The 25,264-nt window shown below is 62.6% G+C and carries 22 protein-coding genes and 2 pseudogenes; 12 read left to right on the top strand and 12 right to left on the bottom strand.

The genetic code is table 11. From position 1 onward, the window contains the following. Position 1: 1 nt before the first annotated feature. Genes NKJ37_RS12350 through NKJ37_RS12340 form a run of 3 tightly spaced genes read right to left on the bottom strand, consistent with a single transcriptional unit; the run spans position 2 to position 3,756 of the window. Positions 2 to 1,318 carry a phosphatase PAP2/dual specificity phosphatase family protein gene (locus tag NKJ37_RS12350; protein WP_352773903.1) on the bottom strand — a complete coding sequence of 439 codons (1,317 nt, stop codon included), beginning with the start codon at positions 1,316 to 1,318 and terminating at the stop codon, positions 2 to 4. A 5-nt stretch (positions 1,319 to 1,323) separates the two neighbouring features. Further along, on the bottom strand, positions 1,324 to 3,108 hold the full coding sequence (locus NKJ37_RS12345) for a bifunctional alpha/beta hydrolase/class I SAM-dependent methyltransferase (RefSeq protein WP_502896774.1): 1,785 nt from the start codon (positions 3,106 to 3,108) through the stop codon (positions 1,324 to 1,326). A 39-nt stretch (positions 3,109 to 3,147) separates the two neighbouring features. After that, complete coding sequence (locus tag NKJ37_RS12340) at positions 3,148 to 3,756, bottom strand: CDP-alcohol phosphatidyltransferase family protein (protein ID WP_023813526.1); 609 nt, start codon at positions 3,754 to 3,756, stop codon at positions 3,148 to 3,150. Positions 3,757 to 3,969: 213 nt separating this feature from the next. Between NKJ37_RS12340 and NKJ37_RS12335 the strand changes: the two genes are divergently transcribed. From NKJ37_RS12335 to NKJ37_RS12325, 3 genes are all read left to right on the top strand, one after another. Beyond that, a complete protein-coding gene (locus NKJ37_RS12335; protein ID WP_023813527.1) occupies positions 3,970 to 4,449 on the top strand; it encodes a MarR family winged helix-turn-helix transcriptional regulator in 480 nt (159 codons plus the stop codon). After that, positions 4,446 to 5,627 (top strand): HlyD family secretion protein, encoded by a 1,182-nt coding sequence (locus NKJ37_RS12330; RefSeq protein ID WP_352752972.1) that lies wholly within the window; start codon positions 4,446 to 4,448, stop codon positions 5,625 to 5,627. The genes NKJ37_RS12335 and NKJ37_RS12330 overlap by 4 nt, the downstream gene beginning before the upstream one ends. Positions 5,628 to 5,928: 301 nt before the next feature. Then, a complete protein-coding gene (locus NKJ37_RS12325; protein WP_023813528.1) occupies positions 5,929 to 7,461 on the top strand; it encodes a DHA2 family efflux MFS transporter permease subunit in 1,533 nt (510 codons plus the stop codon). 9 nt (positions 7,462 to 7,470) lie between these two features. On the opposite strand, the gene NKJ37_RS12320 is transcribed toward NKJ37_RS12325, so the two are convergent. Then, positions 7,471 to 7,980 carry a CAP domain-containing protein gene (locus NKJ37_RS12320; protein WP_023813529.1) on the bottom strand — a complete coding sequence of 170 codons (510 nt, stop codon included), beginning with the start codon at positions 7,978 to 7,980 and terminating at the stop codon, positions 7,471 to 7,473. Between the two features lie 59 nt (positions 7,981 to 8,039). Continuing rightward, a complete protein-coding gene (locus NKJ37_RS12315) occupies positions 8,040 to 8,396 on the bottom strand; it encodes a winged helix-turn-helix transcriptional regulator (RefSeq protein WP_352442472.1) in 357 nt (118 codons plus the stop codon). A gap of 106 nt (positions 8,397 to 8,502) precedes the next feature. On the opposite strand from NKJ37_RS12315, the gene NKJ37_RS12310 reads away from it, so the two are divergent. After that, positions 8,503 to 9,219, top strand: a complete 717-nt coding sequence (locus NKJ37_RS12310) for a glutathione S-transferase family protein (RefSeq protein ID WP_352442471.1) — start codon at positions 8,503 to 8,505, stop codon at positions 9,217 to 9,219. 134 nt (positions 9,220 to 9,353) lie between these two features. Here the strand turns inward: NKJ37_RS12310 and NKJ37_RS12305 are convergent, their stop codons facing one another. Beyond that, positions 9,354 to 10,577: a TadE/TadG family type IV pilus assembly protein gene (locus NKJ37_RS12305; protein WP_128304793.1), complete on the bottom strand. Its 1,224-nt coding sequence runs from the start codon at positions 10,575 to 10,577 to the stop codon at positions 9,354 to 9,356. 300 nt (positions 10,578 to 10,877) lie between these two features. Here NKJ37_RS12305 and NKJ37_RS12300 point away from each other — a divergent pair, with 300 nt between their 5' ends. Next, positions 10,878 to 11,702: a DUF2189 domain-containing protein gene (locus NKJ37_RS12300; protein WP_023813533.1), complete on the top strand. Its 825-nt coding sequence runs from the start codon at positions 10,878 to 10,880 to the stop codon at positions 11,700 to 11,702. A gap of 48 nt (positions 11,703 to 11,750) precedes the next feature. Here NKJ37_RS12300 and NKJ37_RS12295 read toward each other — a convergent pair whose 3' ends face one another. Further along, on the bottom strand, positions 11,751 to 12,500 hold the full coding sequence (locus NKJ37_RS12295; RefSeq protein ID WP_023813534.1) for a CTP synthase C-terminal region-related (seleno)protein: 750 nt from the start codon (positions 12,498 to 12,500) through the stop codon (positions 11,751 to 11,753). Positions 12,501 to 12,581: 81 nt separating this feature from the next. On the opposite strand from NKJ37_RS12295, the gene NKJ37_RS12290 reads away from it, so the two are divergent. After that, a complete protein-coding gene (locus NKJ37_RS12290) occupies positions 12,582 to 13,451 on the top strand; it encodes a LysR family transcriptional regulator (RefSeq protein WP_352773902.1) in 870 nt (289 codons plus the stop codon). Between the two features lie 39 nt (positions 13,452 to 13,490). Here the strand turns inward: NKJ37_RS12290 and NKJ37_RS12285 are convergent, their stop codons facing one another. Together NKJ37_RS12285 and NKJ37_RS12280 are read right to left on the bottom strand one after the other, a co-directional pair. After that, complete coding sequence (locus NKJ37_RS12285) at positions 13,491 to 14,123, bottom strand: LysE family translocator (protein ID WP_023813536.1); 633 nt, start codon at positions 14,121 to 14,123, stop codon at positions 13,491 to 13,493. Between the two features lie 131 nt (positions 14,124 to 14,254). Beyond that, a pseudogene (locus NKJ37_RS12280) lies at positions 14,255 to 16,241 on the bottom strand (TadE/TadG family type IV pilus assembly protein). A gap of 230 nt (positions 16,242 to 16,471) precedes the next feature. Between NKJ37_RS12280 and NKJ37_RS12275 the strand changes: the two are divergent. Beyond that, positions 16,472 to 17,332: a TIGR01459 family HAD-type hydrolase gene (locus tag NKJ37_RS12275; protein WP_352773901.1), complete on the top strand. Its 861-nt coding sequence runs from the start codon at positions 16,472 to 16,474 to the stop codon at positions 17,330 to 17,332. Positions 17,333 to 17,338: 6 nt separating this feature from the next. Next, positions 17,339 to 18,319, top strand: coding sequence for a bifunctional riboflavin kinase/FAD synthetase (locus NKJ37_RS12270; RefSeq protein WP_023813539.1), 981 nt, complete (start codon positions 17,339 to 17,341; stop codon positions 18,317 to 18,319). An 18-nt stretch (positions 18,320 to 18,337) separates the two neighbouring features. Here the strand turns inward: NKJ37_RS12270 and NKJ37_RS12265 are convergent, their stop codons facing one another. Continuing rightward, on the bottom strand, positions 18,338 to 18,892 hold the full coding sequence (locus NKJ37_RS12265) for an HdeD family acid-resistance protein (RefSeq protein ID WP_023813540.1): 555 nt from the start codon (positions 18,890 to 18,892) through the stop codon (positions 18,338 to 18,340). 194 nt (positions 18,893 to 19,086) lie between these two features. Here NKJ37_RS12265 and NKJ37_RS12260 point away from each other — a divergent pair, with 194 nt between their 5' ends. After that, on the top strand, positions 19,087 to 19,893 hold the full coding sequence (locus tag NKJ37_RS12260) for a MipA/OmpV family protein (protein ID WP_023813541.1): 807 nt from the start codon (positions 19,087 to 19,089) through the stop codon (positions 19,891 to 19,893). On the opposite strand, the gene NKJ37_RS12255 is transcribed toward NKJ37_RS12260, so the two are convergent. Then, on the bottom strand, positions 19,883 to 20,140 hold the full coding sequence (locus tag NKJ37_RS12255) for a hypothetical protein (protein WP_352611820.1): 258 nt from the start codon (positions 20,138 to 20,140) through the stop codon (positions 19,883 to 19,885). The two genes, NKJ37_RS12260 and NKJ37_RS12255, sit on opposite strands and share 11 nt — an antisense overlap. A gap of 43 nt (positions 20,141 to 20,183) precedes the next feature. On the opposite strand from NKJ37_RS12255, the gene ileS reads away from it, so the two are divergent. Together ileS and NKJ37_RS12245 are read left to right on the top strand one after the other, a co-directional pair. Beyond that, the gene (gene ileS, locus NKJ37_RS12250) at positions 20,184 to 23,177 is read left to right on the top strand and encodes an isoleucine--tRNA ligase (protein ID WP_352773900.1); all 2,994 of its coding nucleotides are present in this window, start codon (positions 20,184 to 20,186) and stop codon (positions 23,175 to 23,177) included. A gap of 206 nt (positions 23,178 to 23,383) precedes the next feature. Next, on the top strand, positions 23,384 to 24,064 hold the full coding sequence (locus NKJ37_RS12245) for a hypothetical protein (RefSeq protein ID WP_023813543.1): 681 nt from the start codon (positions 23,384 to 23,386) through the stop codon (positions 24,062 to 24,064). Positions 24,065 to 24,103: 39 nt separating this feature from the next. Here the strand turns inward: NKJ37_RS12245 and NKJ37_RS12240 are convergent, their stop codons facing one another. Further along, a complete protein-coding gene (locus NKJ37_RS12240; RefSeq protein WP_352773899.1) occupies positions 24,104 to 24,553 on the bottom strand; it encodes a nucleoside deaminase in 450 nt (149 codons plus the stop codon). 281 nt (positions 24,554 to 24,834) lie between these two features. On the opposite strand from NKJ37_RS12240, the pseudogene NKJ37_RS12235 reads away from it, so the two are divergent. Beyond that, positions 24,835 to 25,264 (top strand): annotated as a pseudogene (locus tag NKJ37_RS12235) (pseudouridine synthase); the annotation flags it as partial.

Below are 25,264 nucleotides of genomic sequence, written 5' to 3'. Positions count from 1 at the left end.
GCTACCGGATCCGTGGCTCTGCAAGATGAACCGGCCGGCCGAGGGCCGCGAGCATCTCGCGGGCGAGCGTCGACGTTTTGGCCCTGCCGGTCACCACCAGCCATTCGGCGACGACGCCGGCGCTGCGCTGGAAGCCGAGCGCGCAGCACACCAGCACGGTGCCATCCCGGCGCGCGCTTTCCAGCGCGCCGGCTGCCTGTTGCTGTACCGACACGGGCGGCGGCAACAGGTCGATCATCGGAAAGCTGATCCAGCGGCAATCGGCTGCCGCCGGTCTTTCGAGTTCGGCGGCGAGGTCGATGACCGTGCCGAAGCTGTTGGCTTCGCGTGTAGTGGGAAAGCGCCCGAGAAAGACGCCGTCGGCAATCGCCACTTGAGGAGCGAGATTGCGCGTCCAGGCCCATATGTTTGCCCTGGCGCCGACGCGGTAAGGCAAGAGCAGGACACGGCTTGCGAGCGTGATGCTGCCATCGACGGATTTCTGGAACACTTTTTCGCCTGCCCCTGCATAGGCGAGGGCGACGATGGCCAGCGCCAGCGCCGGCCAAAGCAGGAACAGCGCGACAGCGCAAACGAATGCACCGAGCGCGACGCCCGCCAGCGCGAGCACGGCGCCCAGCGCATAGAACCGCGCCAGCCGCCGCGCTTGCACATCGCTGGTTAGCCGGAAGCCTGAAAACGGCAACGCGCCGCTGCGCGGAAACAGCCACAACGCAAAGAGCCCGAGCAGCGCGCCGGTCGGGATGTCGATGAAATGATGCTGCCAGGTCGTCAGCACCGAGGCGCCGATCAGGAAGCACCAGCCGTGCCAGAGCGCCAGGAGAAAACCGCCGAGCCGACGGCGCCAATGATCCCAGATGATCACCAGAAGGGCGATGTGCAGCGAGGGCGCCTGGTTGAACGGCTTGTCGAAACCGCCGAGCACGGCAAACAGGAAGCCGGGCAGGCCGGTCGTCGCCGGTCGCACGAATGTCGCGGTCAGCGGGAACAGGATGAAGCAGGCAACGGCGACGATTTGCGCGGTGAGATAACGCCCGGCCAGGCGGTCCACCCCTTGCCTGTCGTTGTTGAGCAGCAGCGACAGGCCGTAGAACAGGTTGATCGACCAATAGGGCACGATGGTCCAGGCGACGAACGGGATGCCGTGCTCCCACGAGAACACGATGCTGCCGACATCGTCGCGCCGCGAGGCCAGCCAGTTGGCGAAGCCGTAGCTGAGATAGAAGAACGGCGCCAGCAAGGCCAGCCAGAGCGCCGCCCTGACGACCACCCGTCCATAAGGCTCGGCGCGCGCGGTGGGTGCAGGCGATGAGACCATGCTGTTCAGCGGCGCCGCGCGACCGAGACGGTGAAGATGCCCCATTGGTCGATGCGCTGGTCGAGCTTTTCGAAACCGGCGGCTTCGACGAGCTGGTCCATCTCGCCTTGCGTACGACGCCGCATGACCCATGCCTCGCCGCCGCGATGCGAGGTCAGGCTGCGTGCGATCATCTCGAGCTGCGGATGCCAGGGCTGGTTGGTGTAGAGCAGCAGGCTGCCCGGCTGCATGGCGCTGGCCAAACCACCAAGCGAGCGGGCGATCATCGCATTGTCGGAGAACAGCTCGTAGAGGCCGGAAACGATGGCGAGGTCGGGGGCCGGATCGACGTTGGCGAGCATGTCGGCATCGAAGGCATCGGCGCGCTGGAACGAGACATCAGCCGGCAATTGCCGCTCAGCGATCAGCTTGCGGCCAAGCTGCACGTTGAGGTCGGAATAATCCTGCAGGCGAACGCTCGCTGGCTGGTCGGGGCTCTTCGCGATGGCATCGAGAACATAGCGGCCATGGCCGGCGGCGATGTCGAGAATGTGCGCCGGCCGACCAGCGGCCTTGAGCGTCGCCAGGCAAGAGCCGATGAGCTCTTCGAGATGCAGCTTGCGCTGGCGGATGCCGCGCCAGCCGATGGCTTCCAGGAAAATGCGGTCGACGACGCGGCCAAGAGGTGTAAGACCCCGCGCGTCGTTCTCGTAGACGTAATCCAGCGTCGAGCCGGAATCGAAGCCGGTGGCGATGCCGGTCTTCATGCCCTGCGAGACCCAGGCGCCCATGCGGATGGAGGCACGGCTGAATGCCCAATAGAGACCTTTGGGCGACAACAGATCGAGCGGCGAGGCAAGCCTGTCGGCCTCGTCGCGGGTGTAGCCCGCAATATCCGCCTGCTTCAGGTCGACCGGCGCGTCCGGTGCCGCGAACTGCCTGGCCAGGAACGGCCGGATCAGCTCGAGGGCCTGCGCCCGGTCGCGTTCGCCCAGCGTGTCGTGAAAGAAGCCCGGCAGCACATGGCGTTCCTTGGCGCGGCTGCCGAGATTGACGAAGAACTCGTGCTGCGGGCCGTGGCGCACCACCCAGTCGCTGCCCGAAAGCAGAAGCTGGGTCGGCACGCGGATGGCGCGGGCGTCAGCGACGATGCGTGCGGCATGCTGGTAGAGTTCGACCAGGATGTTGGAAGCGATCGGCCGCGTGATCAGCGGATCGCTCTCGAAGGAGGCGATGCGCACGGGATCATGGGTCAGGAATTTCGCCTTGACGTAGGAATTGACGAAAAAGCGGCCCTTGATCTTCTGCCAGAGTGCGATGCCTTCCTTGGCGAAGGGCACGTAGAGTTTCACCGAGAAGGCCGGTGAGGCCAGCACCATGGCGCGCAACTTCGGCGCATAGTCATGCACCCAGGCGGCGGCAAGCACAGCGCCGAAGGATTGCGCGATCAGCGCGATATCCCCAGTGGCGAAGCCATCCCTGGCGGCAATCTCGCGCATGAAGCAGTCGATGTCGCGCACCAGGGCCGAGAAGGAAGGGGCATAGCCGCGCTCGCCGGACGAACGGCCATTGCCGCGGGCATCCCAGGCATAGAAGGCGTGGTCCGGCATCCGCAATTCGTCGACGAGATGGGCCATGCGGCCGCCATGCTCGTGGCCGCGATGGAACAGCACCACCGCGCCTTTGGCATCGGCCGAAGCCGCAGGCCAGAATCGGTAGAAGATCTCCGCCCCGTCATGGCTGCGGAAGACCCGCTCCTGCGCTTGCCGCGCAAAGCTTTGCGTGGCCGCGGCGGCGATCGGTTCGTGCATCATGGTCTTTCCCTCTGGCGGCATGGCGAGCCTCGATGCTCAGCTGGCGCTGCCAATAAGGCCGGCGCGTATCCGGTTTATGGCGGTCAGCAGCGAAAGCGTTGCCATGGCCGGAAACACAAACGGTGCTATCGATGCCGGCCAGAGCCCGGCGGCGCACAGCACGGCGACCACACCGAGCGCCAGCGCTCTGTCGCTCTTGCCGAATGGCCCGGCATAGTTGCGTCCGATCTTGGCGGCGATGCCGAGCACGCCGGCGAATTCGGTCAGCACGGCCGATATCGCGAAGGCGACGACGCCCCATGCGCCAAATTCCGGAAAGACGGCAAAAGGAAGAATCAGTGCGAGGTCCGAAACGACGTCGCACAACTCGTTCAGATACATGCCGAGCGTCGACGCCTGCCCATGTTCCCGTGCCAGCATGCCATCCACGGCATTCAGCGCCATGCGCACGAACATCACCACGGGGATAAGCAACAGCAGCCAGCGCCATTCGTGCAGGATCGCGATGGCCGCGCCGGCGGTTATCGACATCACGGCCGCCAGGATGGTTATGCTGTTTGCGGTGACCCCGATTGCCGCCAGCCGATTGACCAGCGGCCGCAGCCGTCCCTGGAAGGCCGGCTTGAGAGCGTAGAGCGTCGGCATTTTCGTGATCCCCCGATCCTGACCAACGGCTGTACATCAATATGTCAGACCCGACCAGCATGACGTGGCGGAGCGGCGAAGCCGGCTGGCATGGCGACAGGCGCTCACCAATCGGTAACCATGCCTGCATCGCATGACTGTCGTGCATATCTGCCGGCTTCTTATGCAACGCGGCATCTTGAATAGTGAGCACGCTTATTATATATCCCGCTCATGGTTTCCGATGGCATCGACAGATTGGGCTTCTTGATTCACGACGTGCAGCGCCTGATGCGCAAGCGCTTCGAGGCGAGGGCCAGTGGCTTGGGGCTTTCTTCGGCGCAATGGCGGCTTCTGGTCCGCGTTGCCAAGGAAGACGGCGTCGCGCAGGCACGGCTGGCCGAACTTCTCGAAATCGAGCCGATCAGCGTTTCGCGCCTGGTCGACCGCATGGAGGAGGGAGGCTGGATCGAGCGTCGTGCCGACGCCGCCGATCGTCGCGTCCGCATGATCTTCCTGACGCCCAAGGCGAGCGACGCCTACGCCGTGATCAAGAGCATTGCCGGGGAAGTCTATGAGGAATCGCTGGTCGGCGTGAAGCCGGAAGCCCGTCGCGTCCTCGTCGAAGGGCTCGAGGCGATGGTCCGCAACCTGACCGACGACGAGACGCCGTCCATTGAAAAAGTGAAGAATACAGAAGGCGCAGCAGCATGAACGCGGTAGCCAAGATAGACAAGAACACGACCGAACTGGAGATGGAAGCGCCGGCGCAGCCGGCCGCGGCCCCGGTGGCGGTTGCTCCCCCAGTGCAGCCGGCCCCGGCGCCGGTGAAGAAAAAGCGCCGGCTGGGCCGCTTCCTGCTGATGGTCGCGCTGCCCGCGGCACTCGCTGTCGGGGGCGGCTACGTCTGGGTCACCGGCGGCCGCTACCAGGAGACCGAGAACGCCAACCTGCAGCAGGCCAAGGTGTCGATCGCTTCCGACACGGCAGGCCGCATCGTCAAGGTCGACATCTTCGATAACCAGCTGGTCAAACAGGGTGACGAGCTGTTTGCCATCGACCCCGAGCCATACCGGATCGCGCTGGCGCAGGCCGACGCGGCGGTGGCGGGCGCGCGTCTCAATGTCGAGCAGCTGCGCGCGGCCTATGGCCAGTCGATGGCTCAGCAGAAGTCCGATGCCAGCCAGGTCGTCTTCGCCCAGTCGCAGTTCGACCGCGCCGCCGATCTTGCCCAGAAGGGCATCAACGCCAAATCGTCGCTGGACGAGGCCAAGAACGATCTCGACAAGGCCAAGCAGCAGCTGGCCGTTGCCGAGCAAGGCATCATCAGCGCCAAGGCAGCCCTTGGCGGCAATCCCGACATCGAGACCGACAAGCACCCGACCGTGATGGCCGCGCTCGCCGCGCGCGACAAGGCGGCCTACGACCTGGCGCAGACCACGGTCAAGGCGCCGGCGGACGGCATCGTCAGCCAGGCCTCGTCGTTCAAGGTCGGCCAGTATGTCGGTTCCGGCACGCCGCTGTTTTCGCTGGTCGAGACCGGCGACACCTGGATCGATGCCAATTTCAAGGAAACGCAGCTCACCCACATGAAGCCCGGCCAGAAGGCCGAGATCGTGGTCGACACCTATCCAGGGCGCACCTTCGAGGCGACGGTCAAGGCGATCGGCGCCGGCACGGGAGCCGAGTTCTCGCTGCTGCCAGCCCAGAATGCCACCGGCAACTGGGTCAAGGTCACGCAGCGCATCCCGGTTCGTCTCGAATTGACCGATGCGGACGCCAAGATGGCGTTGCGCACCGGCATGAGCGCCACCGTTACCGTCGACACCGGCGTGGCGCGTGGCCTGCCTTCGATCTTCGGTCACGCCACGGCTGGCGAGGCCGCGCAGTAACGTCAGAATGCCGCAGGACCAGCGGCGGAGGTGAATAGCAGGATTGGTCTGATGGGAGGAGCTGGAGGATCAGCGTTTGGGCGCGCCGCGTAGCGGCCTGGCCGAAATCTGAAATCTCCGACGCGGACCCGTCGGTCCTCATGTTTCCGGGCGGCAGGCATCCGCTCATCAGAGACTTTCAGTCGATGTAACCCCCACATCGACAATCGCGTCCCACCGCGACGAGGGTCTCTCAACGGAAGGCGTTGCCGCCCGGAAACCCCTTGTACACGTTTTTGTTACCTGCTGGAAGTTTCATGCCATGAGCACGCCCGAACCCTTCAAAGAAGTGCCGCATCGCGGCCTGATCACGGTCGCGCTCATGCTGGCGACGATCATGCAGGCGCTCGACACGACGATCGCCAACGTCGCGCTGCCGACCATGACCGGCGATCTCGGCGCCTCACCCGACAACATCAACTGGGTGCTGACCTCCTACATCGTTGCCGCCGCCATCATGACGCCGGTCACCGGCTGGCTGGCCGATCGCTTCGGCCGCAAGGAACTGTTCCTGGGGGCGGTTGTCGGTTTCACCGTGTTTTCGATGCTGTGCGGTATCGCCTGGAGCCTGGAGAGCATAGTGTTCTTCCGGCTGATGCAAGGCGTGTTCGGCGCCGCCATCGTGCCACTGTCGCAAACCTTCCTGCTCGACATCAACCCCAGGGAGCGCCACGGCCAGGCAATGGCCATCTGGGGCGCTGGCATCATGCTGGGGCCAATCCTGGGTCCGACGCTCGGCGGCTGGCTGACCGAAAATTTCAACTGGCGCTGGGTGTTCTTCATCAACCTGCCGGTCGGCATCATCGCCTTCCTCGGTATGGCCGCCTATCTGCCGGCGGTTGCCCGGCGAGTGCGCAGCTTCGATTTCTTCGGCTTCGCCATGTTATCGCTCGGTGTCGGTGCGCTGCAGTTGCTGCTTGACCGCGGCGGCGAGGTCGACTGGTTTTCCTCGGTCGAGATCTGGATCGAGCTTGCTCTTTCGATCACCGGATTCTGGGTGTTCATCATCCACACGCTGACGGCGGAACGTCCTTTCATCGATCCCAAGATCTTCCTCGACCGCAATTTCGTGACCGGGCTGGCATTCATCTTCGTCATGGGCGTGCTGATCCTGGCCTCGATGTCGCTGCTGCCGCCGATGCTGTCGACCATCTTCGGCTATCCGACCGTCACCATCGGTGTCGTGTTGGGGCCGCGCGGTGTCGGCACCATGATTTCGATGCTTGTCGTCGGGCGGCTCATGAGCAGGATCGACGCCAGGATTCTTGTCGTCATCGGCTTTCTGCTCACGGCGCAATCGCTCTACACCATGTCCAGCTTCACGCCACAGATGGACAATTGGCTGATCCTCAGCTCCGGCGTCATCCAGGGCCTGGGGATGGGAATGGTGTTCGTGCCGCTGTCGACCGTCGCCTTCGCCACGCTTGACGTGCGCTTCCGCACCGATGCCACGGCTTTGTTCAGCCTGGTGCGCAATCTTGGCTCATCCATCGGCGTGTCGGTCGTGACGGTTCTGATGGTGCGCAACACGCAGGTCAACCACACCGAGCTTTCGGCCTTCATCAACCCGTTCAATCCGAATCTGTGGGCGGTCTCTCCAGCCGCCGCGAGCGGCGATCCTATGGCGCTCTCACAGGTCGATCGCATGGTCAATCTCCAGGCGATGATGATCTCCTACGTCAACGACTTCAAAATGCTCATGGTGATGACGCTGCTTGCCATTCCGTTTGTTTTCCTGCTGCGCAAGCCGAAGCAGGCGCCTGCCGGCGGCGCGCCGGCAGCGCATATGGACTAGCTTTCCATCCTATTTTCCGAGCACCAGGCTCCAGTAACGGAGCTTGCTGTCGCCGCCGTCGCGCACATAGGCAAGGCCGAAGCGGGTGAAGCGCGGGTCGAGCATGTTGCGGCGATGGCCGGGCGAATGCACCCAGATGTCGAACAGCTTCTCAAGATCGAAACGGCCCTCGGCGATGTTCTCCGCCGCGGCACCGGAAATTCGATTGTCCCTGACGCGCGAGGCGAAATCCTTGCCCCAGCCGGTGGTGTGGCTCATGCGGCGGCGCTGCGCCATGTAGCCGGCCTGCTGCAGGGCGGCCTGTTCGAGCTGCCGGTCGGGGACCATCGGCGCCAGCCCGGCCGAGGCGCGGATACTGGCCAGCGTGCCGGTGGCGGAGGAGGAGACCCCGGCGCCTTCGCCGGTTGGCAGTGAAACAGTGCTGCAGGCGGCGAGTCCCGCTAGGGCGGCGAGGCCGGTCAACACCATGCGCCTGTTCAGATTCGGCATCGGGTAGGTTTCGATTTTCGCTATGGTCATGCCCCTGAGATAACGTCGATCATGGCTTTTGCCGGGCAGGGCGGCGAAAATCGAAGATGTTAGGCGGCAGTATCGAGATCTGCGTCCGAGGAACCGCGCATCCGGTCGTCTTCCGTATGCACCCACCACGAGCCCAGCGCGTCGATGAGCGGTACAAGCTTGCGGCCAGGCGCCGTGAGGTCATAGTCGACCCGCAGCGGATAGCCCGAGCGGGCCGTTCGCCTCACGATACCGGCGTCCTCGAGCTTGCGCAGTTCCAGAGCCAGAATGCGGTGCGACACGGTGGGGTTGTCGCGTCTCAGGTCACTGAACCGCTTGGTCCCGTCCTTCAGATAATAGAGCAGCAGCGTGGGCCAGCGGCCGCTGAGCACGCGCATGGTCTCTTCGATCGGGCAGCGTGAGACGACGTCTTTCATGGGCGGATCCTGGTTACAGAATTGTGCGTAATTTACATGGGACGACCAGCGTTTAGGGTCAAGTTTCGCTGCGCGGCGTGATCTCCTCAATCACGGAAGAAAACAAATGGAACCTATCCTGCTTTATGGCTTCCCGGCGGGAAGCTCGATGGGGCTCGTCGCTGCCTTCGAACGCGTCGGGCAACCCTATCGCCTGTGCCGCGTCGACATGCTCACCGAGATGAAAAACGATGCCTATGCCAGCATCAACGACCGTCAGGAAACGCCGGTGCTGATCACCGACGAAGGCCGGGTGCTCACCGAGACAATGGCCATCGCCGCATGGCTCGAAGCCCGCGACACACAGCGTCGCATCAGCTTCGAACCGCGCACGCCGCAAGCCGACCGCATGCACCAGTTGATGGCCTTCGTGAACACCGGTTTCACCGCCGCCTTCAGCCCGCTCTGGGTGGCATTGGAAATGGCGGCGGATGAACCCGCGCTGAAGGCGACCTTGCGGGAGTTCGGCCGCAAGGCCGTTGCGGAACGTCATGATCGGCTCGAGGCGATGATCGCCGGTACGGATTTCCTGGTCGGCGACGGGCTGACTCTTGCCGATACCACGCTGATCGGCGTGGCACGCTGGGCGGAATTTCACCAGGCGATCGACGGCGCTGCCTATCCCAAGCTGGCCGGATTGCGCCTTCGCATCGAAGCCGATCCGGCCGTGCGTTATGCCCTGGCTGTCGAGGATGGCGAACAACCCGCCGGTTCTGGCGCCTGCCTTGGCCACGTCCCCCTGACTGAGGTGATCGATCGCTTCGCTGCACCGGCGCAATCGTAGCGATACCCCATTTTCAACCAGGATGTGCCTTTGTGAGAGGCACTGATCTGCCGGAGTGCGGTCGCCGCACTCCGGCATTGTTAAACGCGACCGCCATTTTTCTCAACGCGACCGCTTGGGCCGCCTGTCGTTTCTCATTTCACCAGAGTGATCATCCGATCGGCATACATTGTGCGATTTCCAAGCGCCGCCGCGCAGTCCGACTTGACGGACGAGTTTCCGGTCATCTGTATCGTATTGCCGACAAGCCTGAGACAGTTGCCCTGGGCGCTCATATCAGAGTTGCCGGCGTAGGAAATGGGCGCGTCCGGCGCGTAGATAAAACCGCTGATCACGGAATTTGCGCCGCCATTCAATGTCAGAGCAGACGTGTTGCCGTGATCCTGAAAAATGGTGATACCGGCATAAGGGCCGCTGGTGGGCGGGGAAAGGTTCACCTTCTCATTGGCATTTATGTAGATCTGAGCGCTTTCCATGAGAAATATGGTCACGCCCTGGCCAGTCAGGCTGCCGTTTCCCCCTGGCTTTATGGTGGTGCCGCGCATGATGTAGACGCCCGGATTAAGCGTGATGTTTCCCGACAATGTCTTGTCGCAATAAGTGCCTGGCGACAGCGTGTAGGTTTTGCCGTTCGGGACCGGCAAACACAATGTGTAAGGGGGAGGAACGACGTCGGCCAGCGGATCAAAGGATGCGTACCGATGTTCGTGCGGCGTTCCGCAGGCGAGACTGGCGCTGGGTGGCAACAGCCCGCTGGTGCCGCCGACAGTTGAGACACAGCCCGCTGAAACCAGGGCGGAGCCGCCCCTGTTCACGGAATCGGGGGCGTCCGAGTTCGCCGCGATCACACAATTGTCCATCGAGACGTTGGTCGAGCCCTGCAGGTTCACGGCGGCGGACGCATGCGGATCGAGCGCCAGCACGCAGGCCTGCGCGCCAGGTTTTATCTTGACCGAGGCCGAGCGGTAGGCCTGCCAGGGGGCCGAGGCGCTGATGAAGCTTGGGCGGCTTATGCTGGACGACAGCGAGATAAAGTAGGCGCTTGGGCTGCCGCTTGCCGTTGCCGCGAAAGCGGAGACGCTGCCCAGATATTCCTGCTGGTCGGCCACGCTCATATTGGCGGCGAAGAATTGCAGCCCAAGCTGCTGGACATCGCCGGCCGCCATATCGGGAGAGAACTTCGTGCCGATGGCGAGCCCCGCCGCGTCAAGCGAGTTCTGTAGTTGCGAGGCGTCATGGCTCGTGCCGATCAGATCAACGGCGCCGGCCAAACCAATCATTATCGGCAGCATCCCGATGGCGGTCGTTATGGCAAAGTTGCCACGCTCCGAAGACCAAAAGCCTTTCAATGCGAACATAGTTCCTCGCCGAACTTCGTAAAGCTCAGGTGATACGCCAAAGATCCCTACGAGCAATTTAAGTAAATGCTAAAATGCGTAAATGCTAAAATGCAGCACAATGATTGGTCAAAATGAAGGACCGCCAAGGTACGCCATATGAGAGGCCATACGGAGAGTTGAACACTACGAGGAGTTGCTCCCCAGGCAATTGACGCGGCGACAATCGCCGCCAACTCTGCTATCGTGCCTCTCGTTCTTGAAGTGGCAGCTCTGGCGGCCATCCTGGCGGTGACCGCCCCGACACACGGGAGGAAGGTTATGGCCGGCTTTCATGTCATGGCGGACGCACGTGGAATGCATGTGCAGCCAACGGTGCGCCGCATCACCACGTCGGACCTTTGGGATGCGCTGCGCCTCGGCGTCGAGGATTTCTGGGCAAAACCTTCGCACTATGTGTTCCTGTGCTTGATCTATCCCATCGTCGGCCTGATCCTGACGCAGTGGACGTCCGGGGCCAACGCCATCCAGCTCATCTATCCCCTGATGTCGGGTTTCGCGCTGGTCGGGCCCTTTGCGGCGCTCGGCCTTTACGAGATCAGCCGCCGGCGCGAACTCGGCATGAACACCTCCTGGCGGCACGCGTTTGATGTGCGGCGCTCGTCCGCGGTTCCGTCGATCGCCGTCATCGGGATCATGCTGGTGGCGCTGTTCCTGTTATGGCTCTACACCGCGCAATCGATCTACACCGGCCTGTTCGGCGACCAGCCGCCGGCCTCGATCGGTGGCTTCATCCGCGACGTGCTGACCACCAGCAAGGGCTGGACGCTGATCCTTGCCGGCAATGCCGCGGGCTTTGTCTTTGCCGTAATCGTGCTGGCCACCACCGTGGTTGCCTTCCCGCTGCTGCTCGACCGTGACGTCGGCGCCGTTTCGGCGATCGAGACCTCGGCCCGGGCGGTAATGGCCAACCCGCTGCAGATGGCGCTGTGGGGCTTGCTGGTCGCCGTGCTTCTGGTGATCGGTTCCATCCCGCTGTTTGCCGGGCTAGCCGTCGTCATGCCGGTGCTCGGCCATGCCACCTGGCATCTCTACCGCAAGGTGGTCGAGCCCGAGCGGGCGCAGCAGACAAGGCGGCCGATGTAGGGTGCGCTGTCGCTAACTTCTTGCAATCACTCAACGACGATAGGCCGTTCAGCGATTGAGCTGGGAAACATCACCGCCCCAAAACGCGGCGCGCGGTCTTGACCGGGCGCTTTCCAGGAAGGCGACAATGATTGGATGCGGGTGCTGCTTTGTCGACGTCAGCTGCGGCACGAAGAGCGTGGCAAGGTAGAATGGGTGGGATGGCAGCAGGAGGACGCGAGCCTCGCCATTCGAATCCCTGCCGACAATGTGAAAGCCGCCGGCGTCCAGTTCTTTCTGGTAGGCTGGATTGATGCCGAAGTTGCAATAGTAGCGCTCTTTCGTGTTCGTTTGTCCATAAATCCGCGCTGCCCGGCTCCCTCGCGTCAGAAATACGTCCATGGTTTGCCCAACGAGTGAACAGGTCAGCTGTGTGACGAACAGGGTGGAAGCATAGGGATCGTATTCCGCATGCTCGGCGTCCTGGAAACCCAGCACGTTGCGGGCATATTCGACGACCATATGCTGGCAACCGCCGCAGGTTCCCAAAGCAGGAATTTCGTTTTCCCTGGCATGCCGGATGGCATTCAGAGCGCCATTCATGCTCCTGTACGGGCTGCCTGGAGCGATCCAGATCGCATCAAAAGGTGCCAGCTTGTCGCTGACCCCGGTGATCAGTTCTTCGGTCGAAATCCACTGGTGTTCGTACTGGATACCGAGCGTGGACCCGGCATGATCCAGCGCTTCGTCCATCTTGGCGTGTGGTTCGAAAGATGGCGTGTATTCACCGATCAGCGCCAATGCGAGTCGTTGTGTCATGAGAGCTCCTATGAATTGAAGTGAGCTTCCAGATGCGTTATCGGAGATGCATAAGTAAAATGCATTCGGATGATATCTATCATGACTATCACTAATATCACTCTCGCTCAGCTGCGGGTCCTGACCATGATTGTCGAAGACGCGAGCTTTTCGACGGCCGCTACGCGGATCGGCATGACGCAGTCGGGCGCAAGCCAGGCGATGAGAAGCCTTGAAGGCGTTCTTGGAGTGAAGCTTCTGGTTCGCGGCAAGAACGGGGTGTTTCCGACGGAAATTGGACAAGCAGTGCTTCAGGATGCGCGAGATGCCGTTCTGGCCATCGAGCGAATCCAGCAAAGGAGCGCCGCAGCTTCAGGCGCTCAGACCGGGCGGTTGCGCATTGGAAGCGTGGCAAGCGCGGTAGAGCGTTTGCTGCCGCAAATACTTGCCCGCTTCCAGCGGCTTTTCCCCGGCGTCGAACTGGTTTTGCTGGAAGGAACCGATCATGAGGTTCTGGAATGGGTTGAAACAGCAGTCGTTGACGTCGGCCTGACCTCCGAACAATCAGCCGAAACTGTCGGGGATGTAGTCCTGGAGGATGATTTCGTCTTTCTTGCTGCTTGCGACCACCCGCTAGCAGCGACGGCGCGCGTCAAATTGTGCGACCTGGCCGACGAGAATTTCATCATGTCGGGCTCTGGTTGCGAGCCGGTCATCCGTCAGCTCTTCGCATCCGTGAACATCTCGCCTAAGGTTGTCCTTACGGTTCGCGATACGGCTGCCCTGGTGGAAATGGTGTCGCAGGGGATCGGTGTGACACTGATGCCTGAGCTTTCCACTCCGGAAGGAGACGCTCGCGTGTGTCGAATTCCCATTGTTCCTTGTGTTCAGAGGCGGCTGCTCGTTGTCAGTCTTGCAAGGGCCAATCGTTCGCCAGCCGCGGAGAAATTCGTGCAGCTGCTGGCGCCCTGACGTTTCTAGCTCAGCTCGCGATCATCGTCCAAGGCGAATTCAGCGCTGCGCCTCTGTCGCCATCTTCAGCGCAAGTGCCGCCAGCACGGTGCCCATCATCCAGCGCTGGATGACCAGCCACAAAGGCCGTCCGGCGAGAAAGGTGGCGATCGAGCCGGCCGTCACCGCGATGACGGCATTGACGCTGAGACTGATCGAAATCTGCGTCGCGCCGAGCACCAGTAGCTGCGACAGGACGTGGCCTTTGCCGGGGCTGATGAACTGCGGCAACAGCGACAGATAGAGCACGGCCACCTTCGGATTGAGCAGATTCGTCATCAGGCCCATGGCGAAAAGCTTGCGCGGCCTGTCCCTCGGCAATTCGCGCACTTCGAACGGCGAGCGTCCGCCCGGCTTCACCGCCTGCCAGGCCAGCCACAAGAGATAGAGCACGCCGGCAAAGCGCAGCGCGTCATAGGCGTAGGGCACGGCGAGCAGCAGCGCGGTGATGCCGAACGCCGCCGCCAGCACATAGAAGACAAAGCCGAGTGCCACGCCGCCAAGCGAGATGAGCCCCGCCTTCGGCCCCTGCGACAGGGAACGCGAGATCAGATAGATCATGTTGGGGCCAGGCGTCAGCACCATGCCGAGGCAGACCAGCGCGAAGGCGAGATGATTGGCCGTTTCGGGCATCTGTTCTTCCCCAGCGCGCCGCGAATGGATGCACGATCCGGCAGGCGGCCAACATGTGCCTGTCCCGGCAGGCGCGCGCAAGTGCATGGCGGCGCCAGCCGTTGTTCCAGCTAGCCGCCGGTGCCTACGGATCAGCCGACGACGCGCAGGTTCGACAGTTCGTTGCCGATTTCCTTGAAATCGTTCGACAAGCTGGCGCCGGTGGCGTTCCAGAACAGTTTTGCCGGCTTGCTCGCGTCCGTTGGATCCTTGCGGAAGCGCGAGTTCGACGAGCAGGATTTCAGCGCCTCGATCGCCTGCTGGTCGGCGATTTTAGTCGTCGACAGATCGAGCGCCACAGTCATCACCATGATGTTGGCTGCCTTGGCGTTGTTGCAAAGCGTCGCCATCTGCTCGTTGAGCGCGTTGGTATAATTGCCGTTAGAATAATCGAATTGGCCAATGGTGCTCGATGTGCCCATGAACAGGCGGCCCACCGACGTGCCGTTGTAGCCGGGTTTGAGATAGCCGAAGGACGCATAGGTCGACTTCGAATCGGCGGGGTCGGAATAGCCGAGCGAGGAAGGCGTGTAGTAGGTGTTGGCGCCGTCGGTCAGCACGATCACGACCTTGTCGTTGCCCCTCTCGGTTTCCGGGCGTCCTTGCGTGAAGGGCTCGCCGCTCGAAACCACGCGCCATCCCCAGGCGATGCCTTCGGGAACATTGGTGCCGCCATCGGGCTTCATCAGGTCGATCGCGGCCTTGATCGCCGTGGAGCCCAGTGGCAACGCTGACATCGGTCAGCGGCGTGATCGGGTTGGTGGAGCAGCTGTAGTTCGGCCCGTTGCCGGCGGCCAGCGCCGGCGCATTGATCGGCCGCGGCTGGAAATATTTGGCCATGTTGCGCAACCGGGATTGGCCGGTGCTGCTTGTCGGGTCGTCATTCCACCAGCTGTTGATAGCGCCATAGGCCGTCGGCGCGGCCTCATCCGGATCCTGAGTGATCTTCCAATGGTTGCCGGGTTCGTCAGGGGCGAACATCGGCACGAACATCGTCGCCGGATCGCCAATCCCTATGCCGGTGTTCGCAGAGCCGCCGGAAGGCGCCGCGTCGTTGACATTGTAGGGATAGGGCCTGGCCTCGACGCAACCCTGCCAACTGGCGAACGGGCCATAGGAATCGATGTAGTCGTATTCGTCGTGGTCGCGTTTGCAGGTGTTGTTCGAGTTGTATTCGTCGCAAACCACGCGCTTGCTGTTGGTGACACGCTCATGGTTGGTGACGACCTTCATGTCTCGGTAGAGCGAAAACCGGGTCAGCATCTGGCCTTCGCCGGTACCCCATCCGGTGCCGCGCTTGTACCAGATACCGTTGGTCTGCTGGGCGTATTTGTCGACCGCGTTCAGCGTCGACCAGTCGAAATTCTCGTTCGATACCGGCGACAGTCCTTCGGTGTCCATCCAGGACGCGTTACCGTTGCCGGGTCCGACATTGACCGAGGCGGCAAACGGCACGAGGCCGAACTGCACCGGCCTGTCGACCTGCTTGATCATCGCCGCCTGCTGGGCCAGCGTGTCGACCAGCTGTTTGGCCGCGGTCTTGAGAAGGTCGATCCGCGTTTGCCCCGAGCCCGTTCCGGTCTTGGTCATCGACCCGGAATTGTCGAGCACCAGGGCGACTTCAAGAGTGTTCTTCAGCCGCACTTCCGAGGAGACGTTGAAGCTGATCTTCTGGTTGGCGTCGGTTTCGGATTTGCCGACGAGCTGACCGAAGACCGGATAGAAATAGGGCTTGTAGTCAAGCCGCGCGCTCATCTTGAGCAAGCCCCCGCCGGCGGTGTTGCTTGGCAAGGTGACGCTGAGCGTCGTGTTGGCAGGGTTGATCTTGTTGAGGTTGGCATTGAAGAAATCGAGCGCATAGGCTCTCAACTGGTCGTCGGTAGCACCTTCCGTCAGCCGGCGCGCCGTGGCGAAGTTTGCGGCATCGAGCGCATTCGAAACCGCCTGTTTTTCGCGGCTCATCTCGGTGAAGTCGACGGCCATCGCCAGGGCGCCCATGAGCGGAACCATCGCGACGACGGTCATAAGAGCATAGTTGCCGCGTTGGTCGCGGCAGAACTGACGCCAAAGTCCATGCATGTCTTGCAGCGGCCCCCGCCGGCGGATTCTCGATCAATGCCAGCTTTCCACAAAACGCTGAAGGCCGTGTTTGGGAAATCGCTCGATTGCCGGGGCAGCGCTTCACCAACCGCTAACCAATCGTGCCTGGCGAAAGCTGATGACAGGCCGGGGCGGTTCGGCTAATCCGAACCGGCTGCGGCGAACCGTCGGTCGCGGCGATCGCAACGATCATGACTGAAGGAAACGGCATGGCGGATTCGCCTGAAATCATCAGCTCGCTCGAAGACGTGTCGAAGGCCTATTCGGCAATCCTGTGCGACGTCTGGGGCGTGGTGCACAATGGTGAAACGCATTTCCCGGCGGCGGCCTCGGCATTGGCAAGGGCTCGAGAGGCGAAAATCCCCGTCGTCCTCATCACCAATTCGCCGCGCAGAAGTGCCGATGTCGTGGCGCAGATGAACGCGATCGGTGTTCCACCGTCAGCCTACGACCGGGTGGTTACCTCAGGCGACGTGACGCGGGATCTGATCGCCGAAGGGCCGCGCAAGATTTTCCATATCGGCGCCGACCGGGACGTCACCCTCTATGAAGGTCTCGACGTCGAGCTTGTCGAGGAGTTCGAGGCGTCCGGCATCGTCTGCACCGGCCTGTTCGACGACGAGGTCGAAAACCCCGAGGATTACACGGAGCTCCTGCGGCGGCTGCGCGCCCGGAACCTGCCTTTCATCTGCGCAAATCCCGACATCGTGGTCGAGCGCGGCGAACGCATCATATGGTGTGCCGGCGCGCTGGCGCGTGACTACGCCCAGCTCGGCGGCCGCACATTGATCGCTGGAAAACCTTACGCGCCGATCTACAATCTCGCGATGAAAGAGGTCGCCGAGATTCTTGGCCAGCCGGTCGAGCGCGGCCAGGTGCTGGCCATCGGCGACGGCATGATGACCGATGTGAAGGGCGCCGCCGACAATGGCTTCGATGTTCTTTATGTCTCCGGCGGCATCCATGCCCGCGACTATGGCGATGCCCTGTACCCGGACCCGGCAAGACTGGCGGCGTTCCTGGAAAAGCATGGCTATGGTCCGGTGGCCGTCATTCCCAGTCTTCGGTAGGTGACGATGGCAGCCTTCCAACGCATCCTGGCAACCGCGCCGCTTCCCGCCGACCTGCGCGGCGGCGTGGTGGCGATCGGCAATTTCGATGGCGTCCATCGCGGCCATCAGGCGGTGCTCGAGCGGGCCTCTGCCGAGGCCGGACGGCGTGGAGTGCCGGCCCTGGTGCTGACATTCGAACCGCATCCGCGCAAGATCTTCAGGCCTGATATCCCGTTGTTCGTGCTGACGCCGCCGCCGATGAAGGCGAGGCTCCTGTCGCTGCTGGGCTTTGCCGCGCTGGTCGAACAGCCGTTCACGCGCGACTTCGCCTCGCTGTCGGCGGAAGCGTTCGTGACGGATGTGCTGGAAACGAACCTTGGCATTACCCACGCCGTGACCGGGTTCGATTTCCACTTCGGCAAGGATCGTCAAGGCGGCCCGGCCTACCTGATGGCGGCCGGCGAACGTCATGGCTTCGGCGTCACGCTCGTCGACGCCTTCCGGGACGAGGGCGCCGAGGTGGTGTCGTCCAGCCGCATCCGCGGATTGCTGGGCGAGGGCGAGGTGGCTGAAGCCGCCGGTCTGCTCGGCTACCGCTTCACCGTCGAAAGCGAGGTGGTCGGCGGACAGCAGCTTGGCCGCACCCTTGGCTTTCCAACCGCGAATATGAGGCTGTCGGCTGAAGCCGCACTCAAGGAGGGCATCTATGCCGTCCGCTTCCGCCGCGCCGACGGCACGCTTCACGACGGCGTCGCCAGCTTCGGCCGTCGCCCGACGGTCGACGACAATGGCGCGCCGCTGCTTGAAACCTTCGTCTTCGACTTCTCCGAAGACCTCTATGGCGAGGTCTGTCAGGTTTCCTTCTTCGGTTTCCTGCGCCCGGAGGTGAAGTTCGAAGGGCTCGATGCGCTGGTCGCGCAGATGAAGCGCGATGAAGCCGAGGCACGCGCGCTGCTTGCCGGCGTCAAGCCGCTCTCCGATCTCGACGCGGCCATGGCTTTTTGAGTCCAGGCGTGATCCCGGCTATTTTTTCAGCGCGAGGCCGACGGCGATGAAGGTCCAGCCCTGGAAGATCAGATCGATCGCAAGGAACAGACCGAGCACCCACAGGCTGTTGACCGGCCAGCCCATGGCGATGATCAGACCTGCAAGGGCGCTGATGACACCGGCGGCGACGATCCAGCCCCAGCCGCGTTCCGGCCGATGGCTGTAGCCGACCCAGGCCCTGAGCACCCCTGACGCGACCAGCGCGATCGCCAGCAGGAACGTCAGCACCGCCGAGGCAAGCAACGGATTGCCGAAAGCGAAGAAGCCGGCAACGGCGTACAGCAGTCCGCTGAGCAGCCAGTAGAAGAAGCGGCTCCAGGTCTTGACGCCGAACGCATGCACGATCTCGATGATGCCCGCCATCAGCATCAGCCATCCCACGACGTAGACGGAAGCCACCGTGGCGACGAACAGATTGGCAAAGGCAATGCCGCCGAAGATGAGCAGCAGCACACCGAGCGCGACAAACCATCCCCATTTTGTCCGTGTCTGTTCGATCGCGATTTTCAAGGCGTCGCCATGCAGGGTCATTGTCGCGGTCTCCATCGAGGGCTGCGGAATACTGCGAATGGAAGGTAATCCGGGCGCGGGCCAACGTCCAGTCGATGACCGGCAGCCGGATCGCGGCAAAGCGCGAGCGTATGTCTCGGGTTTAAATCAAATTTTACCAAACGGCCGTCAAAGCTGTCGTCGGTAACCGTGTGTGTTGTGTTAGTGGAGTGGCCATGAGTCCGGTCGGAAGAATCTCTCTGGTGTTGGCCGCTGCGATGCTGGGTGGCGCGGGCGTTGCCAATGCGGGCGAGGGCAGCTGGCTGTCCGGCGACTGGTATCTGACCGTTGGCGCCACTGGCATGGTGGCGCCGAATTTCGAGGGCGGCAAGAAGTACCTGCTCAGCGCCTCGCCGATCATTTCGCTGGGCAAGGCCGGACCTGCCGCCCGCTTTGTCTCGCGCAACGACAACATCTCGCTGGCGCTGGTCGATGATGGCGGTGTCCGCGCCGGCCTGACCGGCAAGTTCCTGTTTTCCCGCGACGATGACAACGCCGATGAGCTGAAGGGCCTCGATCCGGTGCGCTGGGGCGGCGAAGTCGGCGGCTTCTTCGAATTCTATCCGACGGACTGGCTGCGCGCCCGCGCCGAGCTGCGCCACGGCATTCGCGCCCACAACGGCTTTGTCGCCGACATCGCCGCCGACGCCTTTTACGACGTGACGCCGACCGTCAGGATTTCGGGAGGACCGCGTGTTTCCTTCGCCTCAGGCAACTATTTCGACGCCTATTATGGCGTCAACGCGCAGGAAGCGGTGGCTTCGGGCTTGAGCGAATATCATCCCGGTGGCGGGCTGAAATCGACCGGCCTTGGCGGCGCCATAACCTGGAAGGTGACCGAGCCGATGACCGCCAGCCTGTTTGGCGAATATTCGCGCCTGATGGGACCGGCGGCCGATTCCAGCCTGGTCAAGGAGCGTGGCGACCGCAACCAGTTTATGATTGGCGTGTCGACCACCTACCGCTTCGATTTCACGATGTAGGTGAATCGAACGAGAGACGCTTTATTCCTGCGTCTATCTCCGCTAAAAGCCCACCAATGACGAGCTTTTTGCGCCTTCGCGTGCTGACGATACGAATTACCGGCCCGGTGTTCCGGGCGGCCTGAGGGTCGCCGGAACCGCCGGGAATTCTGCGCGCGGCCTCTCGCGCTTTTTCCAGATCATCAGGCATGTCGCCCAAAAGTGGCCCCGGTTTTGGGAAAACGACATGCGCAAAAGTATAGTTCAACGCCCGAGCTCTTTTGCCGCCGGGCAATGCACATGGCAGACCAATGACCGATACAACTGAAACGATCGACTATTCCAAGACGCTTTACCTGCCGCGGACGGATTTCCCGATGCGTGCCGGCTTGCCGGAGAAGGAGCCGCTGCTGGTCAAGCGCTGGCAGGACATGGACCTCTACCGCAAGCTGCGCGAGAGCGCTGCCGGCCGCACGAAATACGTGCTGCATGACGGCCCGCCCTACGCCAACGGCAACATCCATATCGGCCATGCGCTGAACAAGATCCTCAAGGACGTCATCACCCGCTCGTTCCAGATGCGCGGTTACGACTCGAACTATGTGCCCGGCTGGGACTGTCACGGCCTGCCGATCGAATGGAAGATCGAGGAGCAGTACCGCGCCAAGGGCAAGAACAAGGACGAGGTGCCGGTCAACGAATTCCGCAAGGAATGCCGTGAGTTCGCCGCAGGTTGGATCACGGTGCAGGGGGCCGAGTTCCAGCGCCTCGGCGTCATCGGCGACTTCGAGAATCCCTATACGACGATGGCTTTCCATGCCGAGTCGCGCATCGCCGGCGAGCTGTTGAAATTCGCCATGTCGGGCCAGCTCTACCGCGGCTCCAAGCCGGTGATGTGGAGCGTGGTCGAGCGTACGGCGCTGGCCGAGGCCGAGATCGAGTACCACGACTATGAGAGCGACACGATCTGGGTGAAGTTTCCGATCCAGTCTGCTGATGGGGATACGATTTTACACGTCGAGGACGAAGGTGGTGAGCGAACTGGCAGGAAAATTGTCGTAAAGCCGCCGCACAGTTTGTCCCATGCTTCAGTTGTCATCTGGACGACAACGCCTTGGACGATCCCGGGTAACCGGGCGGTAGCCTATTCGCCACGCATTGCCTACGGACTTTACGAGATCGTGGCAGCCGAAAATGACTTTGGCCCTCAGCCCGGTGAGAAGCTGGTCTTTGCCGACGCGCTTGCCGATGAAAGCGCAGCCAAAGCCAAGGTGAATTTTAAGCGACTTCGCACCGTGACAAGCGAGGAACTTGCCAACGTAACGTTAGATCATCCGTTTTTTGCGTTAAACGGAGGGTATCATTTCGATGTGCCCATGCTCGTCGGCGACCATGTCACCGACGATGCCGGCACCGGCTTCGTCCACACCGCGCCCGGTCACGGCCGCGAGGACTTTGACGCCTGGATGGATGCGGCGGTGGATCTGCGCACACGCGGCATCGATCCCGCCATCCCGTTCACCGTCGACGATGGCGGCTTCTTCACCAAGGACGCGCCGGGGTTCGGCCCCGACCGCGAGGGTGGACCGGCACGCGTCATCGATGACAATGGCAAGAAGGGCAACGCCAACCAGGCCGTCATCGACGAGTTGATCAAACGCAACGCGCTGTTCGCGCGTGGCCGGCTGAAGCACAGCTACCCTCACTCCTGGCGGTCCAAGAAACCGATCATCTTCCGCAACACGCCGCAATGGTTCGTCTACATGGACAAGGACCTCGGCGATGGCTCGACGTTGCGCAGCCGGGCGCTCAAGGCCATCGACGACACCCGCTTCGTGCCCGCCGCCGGCCAGAACCGCATCCGCGCCATGATCGAGGAGCGCCCGGACTGGGTGCTGTCGCGCCAGCGCGCCTGGGGCGTGCCGATCGCCGTCTTCGCCGATGCCGACGGCAATGTGCTGAAGGACGAAGCGGTCAACCAGCGCATCATGGACGCCTTCGAGAAGGAGGGCGCCGACGCCTGGTTCGCGGCTGATGCCAAGGAGCGTTTCCTTGGCAATCACGACGCTTCGAAGTGGAAGCAGGTGATGGACATCCTCGACGTCTGGTTCGATTCGGGCTCGACGCATGCCTTCACGCTGGAGGATCGTCCTGACCTGAAATGGCCGGCCGACGTCTATCTCGAAGGCTCCGACCAGCATCGCGGCTGGTTCCATTCGTCGCTGCTGGAGAGCTGCGGCACCAGGGGCAGGGCGCCTTACGACACCGTCGTCACCCATGGTTTCACCATGGACGAGGATGGCCGCAAGATGTCAAAGTCGCTGGGCAACACCGTGGTGCCGCAGGACGTCATCAAGCAGTCGGGCGCCGATATCCTGCGTCTGTGGGTGGTGACGACCGACTACTGGGAGGACCAGCGGCTCGGCAAGAACGTGCTGCAGACCAACATCGACGCCTACCGCAAGCTGCGCAACACCATCCGCTGGATGCTGGGTACGCTTGCCCATGACGATGGCGAAGAGGTGCCGATGGAGAAAATGCCGGAGCTGGAGCGGCTGATGCTGCACCGGCTGGCCGAGCTCGATGAGGTCGTGCGTTCGGGCTACGACGCCTTTGAATTCAAGCGCATCACCCGCATGCTGCTCGATTTCATGGTGGTCGAGCTGTCGGCGTTCTATTTCGACATCCGCAAGGATGCGCTCTACTGCGACGCGCCGTCGAGCCTGAAGCGCAAGGCTTCGGTGCAGGTGGTGCGCCATCTCTTCGCTTGCCTGGTGAAATGGCTGGCGCCGATGCTGCCTTTCACCACGGAGGAGGCCTGGCTTGACCGTCATCCCGACGCCGTCTCGGTGCATCTCGACCAGTTCCCGCAAATCCCGGCGGACTGGAAGAACGAGGCGCTGGCGGAAAAGTGGCGCCAGGTGCGGCAAGTGCGGCGCGTCGTCACCGGCGCGCTGGAGATCGCGCGCGCCCAGAAGGTGATCGGATCGTCGCTGGAAGCGGTGCCGGTCGTCACAATCAACGACGCAGCGCTCGAAGCGGCGATTTCAGATGTCGACATGGCCGAGATGGCGATCACCAGCGATCTGGTCATCGCTCATGGCGAGGCACCGGCTGGTGCCTTCGCGATCGACGACGTCAAGGGTGTCGCCGTGGTGGTCGAGAAGGCCGAGGATCGTGGCCTGTTAAAATGTGCACGCTCCTGGCGCTACACCGCCGATGTCGGCCAGGATCCGGAATTCCCGGATGTTTCGGCTAGGGATGCGGCGGTGCTGCATGAATTGAAGGCGCTTGGCCGACTTTAACGGTTAGTCGGCTGGATCGGTGCACAAATGCCACGCCGGGCGGGCGAAAACCGCCCGCGCGTTGCCCTTAACGAGTGGTTGAGGTAAACACGCGAAACTCCGGAAGACAAATTGTCGCCGGATTTCCGTCGCAAGTGCTTGGACGATGGGGACCGGCCACAAGGCCGGCGGCAATCGAGAGGCTGTCTAGAGTGGGACTTTTTGGCATGACCGAGAGATATAATGCGCGCTTGGCGCTGCTGGCGCCGCTTGTCGCGTCGGGCCTCGCTTTGTCCGGCTGCATGGGCTCTCCGACCTACGGCACCGACAAGACCGCCGGCGAACAGCTGGCCGGCGATATTTCAGGTGCCTTTTCATTCGCGCCGAAGCGCAAGGAACAGATCGACTACAAGCCGCGTCCGACGCTTGTGAAGCCGGCGCCAGGCCAGAAGGAAGCGCTGCCGGCCCCGCAGGACAGCATCGAGACGGCGAGCGCCGAATGGCCCGAATCGCCCGAGCAGCGCCGCGCCCGCTTGCGCGCCGACGCCACCGCCCATCAGAACGACCCGGCCTATCAGTCTGAGATCGTCGACGACGTGCAGACGGACCCGGCCTCGGTGAAGAGGGCGATGGCGGAGTCAGGGTCGAGCCACCCGCCGGCATGGACACCGGCCGATTCCGACAAGGGCCGTGCCGCCGAGATCCAGCGCCGCCTTGCCGACAGCAAGCAGGGCGATCCGAACACCCGCAAATATCTGAGCGAGCCTCCAGTGCAGTATCGTGTCGCGGCCGGCACCGCGCCGCAGAACGAGCTTGGCGAGGACGAATACAAGAAGGAACGCCGCCTCAAGAAAGAGGCGGAAGGCAAGAAGGGCAGCGGCTGGTTCGACTGGATGCCGTCCCTGTAAAAACCGCCTCTTTGTTGTTTCTTGCGAAGGGCGCCCGGTTCAACCGCGCCGTTCCAGGAAAAATCCTTTGAGCAACAGGGCCGCCTCGGTCTCGCCCATGCCTGGATAGATCTCGGGCGTGTGGTGGCAGGTTGGCGATGCGAAGAAGCGCACGCCATTGACCACCGCGCCGCCCTTGTCGTCGGCGGCACCGAAATAAAGCCGGCGCAGCCGGGCGAAGGAAATGGCGCCGGCGCACATGGCGCAAGGTTCCAGCGTCACATAGAGATCATGGCCGGTCAGCCGTTCGGCCGACAGTTTGCGGCAAGCTTCGCGGATGACCAGCATCTCGGCATGCGCGGTCGGGTCGGCAAGTTCGCGTGTGCGGTTGCCGGCGCTGGCGACAACACCAGCGCCATTGGCGATGACGGCGCCGACCGGCACTTCGCCTCGCAAGGCGGCAGCCTCGGCCTCCTTCAGCGCCAGCGCCATGAAATCGGGCCGCTTCACGCGATTTTCACTCCGATTATCTCCTCGCCACCTGACGGAGCAAGTTCGTTTCGAATGAAACGCACTTGCTCCAGGCTTTTGATTTTCGTTTGTCTTTTAGGAAAAACCGGTCTCCACTTTTCCCTGACAAACTCCAGTGATCCTGTTATTGAGCGCAGGACCTCGAAAATCGGGACTCGGTTTTCGGAAATGATCATGCGCCACATCAAAAGTGCTACAGCGTTCGTTGCGCGCCCGAAAGGATGCGCCACGCTGTAGCAGCGCAAACGGATAAAGGCCACATGGACGACAACGACAAGAAATTCCGACCCAGGAAGGGTCCGGCCAAGAGTGGGCCGAAAGCCGCGGGACCGCGCAGCCGTGATGGCGCCGCCGGCAAGGGCGGCAAGCCGTCCTTTGGCGCCAAGAAGCCTTACGCACCGCGTGGCGATCGGCCGATGGCCGCCGATGGCGATCGGCCGAAGCGCGATTTCAAGGGCGGCGACAAGCCTTTCAGCAAAGGCCCGCGACCCGAAGGGAAGCCTTTTGAGAAGCGCGAGGGGCCGCGCAAGCCCTACGCACCGCGCGGCGACCGCCCGGTGGCCGCCGAGGGTGAGCGCAAACCGTATGAGAAGCGCGAAGGACCACGCAAGCCCTACGCACCGCGCGGCGACCGCCCGGTGGCCGCCGAGGGTGAGCGCAAACCGTATGAGAAGCGCGAAGGACCACGCA

It is taken from the genome of Mesorhizobium sp. M0140 (assembly GCF_040322475.1).
Classification (GTDB): Bacteria; Pseudomonadota; Alphaproteobacteria; order Rhizobiales; family Rhizobiaceae; genus Mesorhizobium.
Note: the sequence above shows the minus strand (reverse complement) of the source record. Positions and strands in the feature narration are given on the sequence as shown.

Bases quoted from the DNA above. Each gene is read 5' to 3' on its own strand.
- NKJ37_RS12260 (WP_023813541.1), top strand. From the start codon at position 19,087: ATGAGTCCGGTCGGAAGAATCTCTCTGGTGTTGGCCGCTGCGATGCTG.
- NKJ37_RS12305 (WP_128304793.1), bottom strand. From the start codon at position 10,577: ATGTTCGCATTGAAAGGCTTTTGGTCTTCGGAGCGTGGCAACTTTGCC.
- NKJ37_RS12320 (WP_023813529.1), bottom strand. From the start codon at position 7,980: ATGACCATAGCGAAAATCGAAACCTACCCGATGCCGAATCTGAACAGG.
- NKJ37_RS12245 (WP_023813543.1), top strand. From the start codon at position 23,384: ATGACCGAGAGATATAATGCGCGCTTGGCGCTGCTGGCGCCGCTTGTC.
- NKJ37_RS12285 (WP_023813536.1), bottom strand. From the start codon at position 14,123: ATGCCCGAAACGGCCAATCATCTCGCCTTCGCGCTGGTCTGCCTCGGC.
- NKJ37_RS12295 (WP_023813534.1), bottom strand. From the start codon at position 12,500: ATGACACAACGACTCGCATTGGCGCTGATCGGTGAATACACGCCATCT.
- NKJ37_RS12275 (WP_352773901.1), top strand. From the start codon at position 16,472: ATGGCGGATTCGCCTGAAATCATCAGCTCGCTCGAAGACGTGTCGAAG.
- NKJ37_RS12265 (WP_023813540.1), bottom strand. From the start codon at position 18,892: ATGACCCTGCATGGCGACGCCTTGAAAATCGCGATCGAACAGACACGG.
- NKJ37_RS12325 (WP_023813528.1), top strand. From the start codon at position 5,929: ATGAGCACGCCCGAACCCTTCAAAGAAGTGCCGCATCGCGGCCTGATC.
- NKJ37_RS12350 (WP_352773903.1), bottom strand. From the start codon at position 1,318: ATGGTCTCATCGCCTGCACCCACCGCGCGCGCCGAGCCTTATGGACGG.
- NKJ37_RS12335 (WP_023813527.1), top strand. From the start codon at position 3,970: ATGGTTTCCGATGGCATCGACAGATTGGGCTTCTTGATTCACGACGTG.
- NKJ37_RS12345 (WP_502896774.1), bottom strand. From the start codon at position 3,108: ATGCACGAACCGATCGCCGCCGCGGCCACGCAAAGCTTTGCGCGGCAA.
- NKJ37_RS12340 (WP_023813526.1), bottom strand. From the start codon at position 3,756: ATGCCGACGCTCTACGCTCTCAAGCCGGCCTTCCAGGGACGGCTGCGG.
- ileS (WP_352773900.1), top strand. From the start codon at position 20,184: ATGACCGATACAACTGAAACGATCGACTATTCCAAGACGCTTTACCTG.
- NKJ37_RS12270 (WP_023813539.1), top strand. From the start codon at position 17,339: ATGGCAGCCTTCCAACGCATCCTGGCAACCGCGCCGCTTCCCGCCGAC.
- NKJ37_RS12330 (WP_352752972.1), top strand. From the start codon at position 4,446: ATGAACGCGGTAGCCAAGATAGACAAGAACACGACCGAACTGGAGATG.
- NKJ37_RS12300 (WP_023813533.1), top strand. From the start codon at position 10,878: ATGGCCGGCTTTCATGTCATGGCGGACGCACGTGGAATGCATGTGCAG.
- NKJ37_RS12310 (WP_352442471.1), top strand. From the start codon at position 8,503: ATGGAACCTATCCTGCTTTATGGCTTCCCGGCGGGAAGCTCGATGGGG.
- NKJ37_RS12315 (WP_352442472.1), bottom strand. From the start codon at position 8,396: ATGAAAGACGTCGTCTCACGCTGCCCGATCGAAGAGACCATGCGCGTG.
- NKJ37_RS12290 (WP_352773902.1), top strand. From the start codon at position 12,582: ATGACTATCACTAATATCACTCTCGCTCAGCTGCGGGTCCTGACCATG.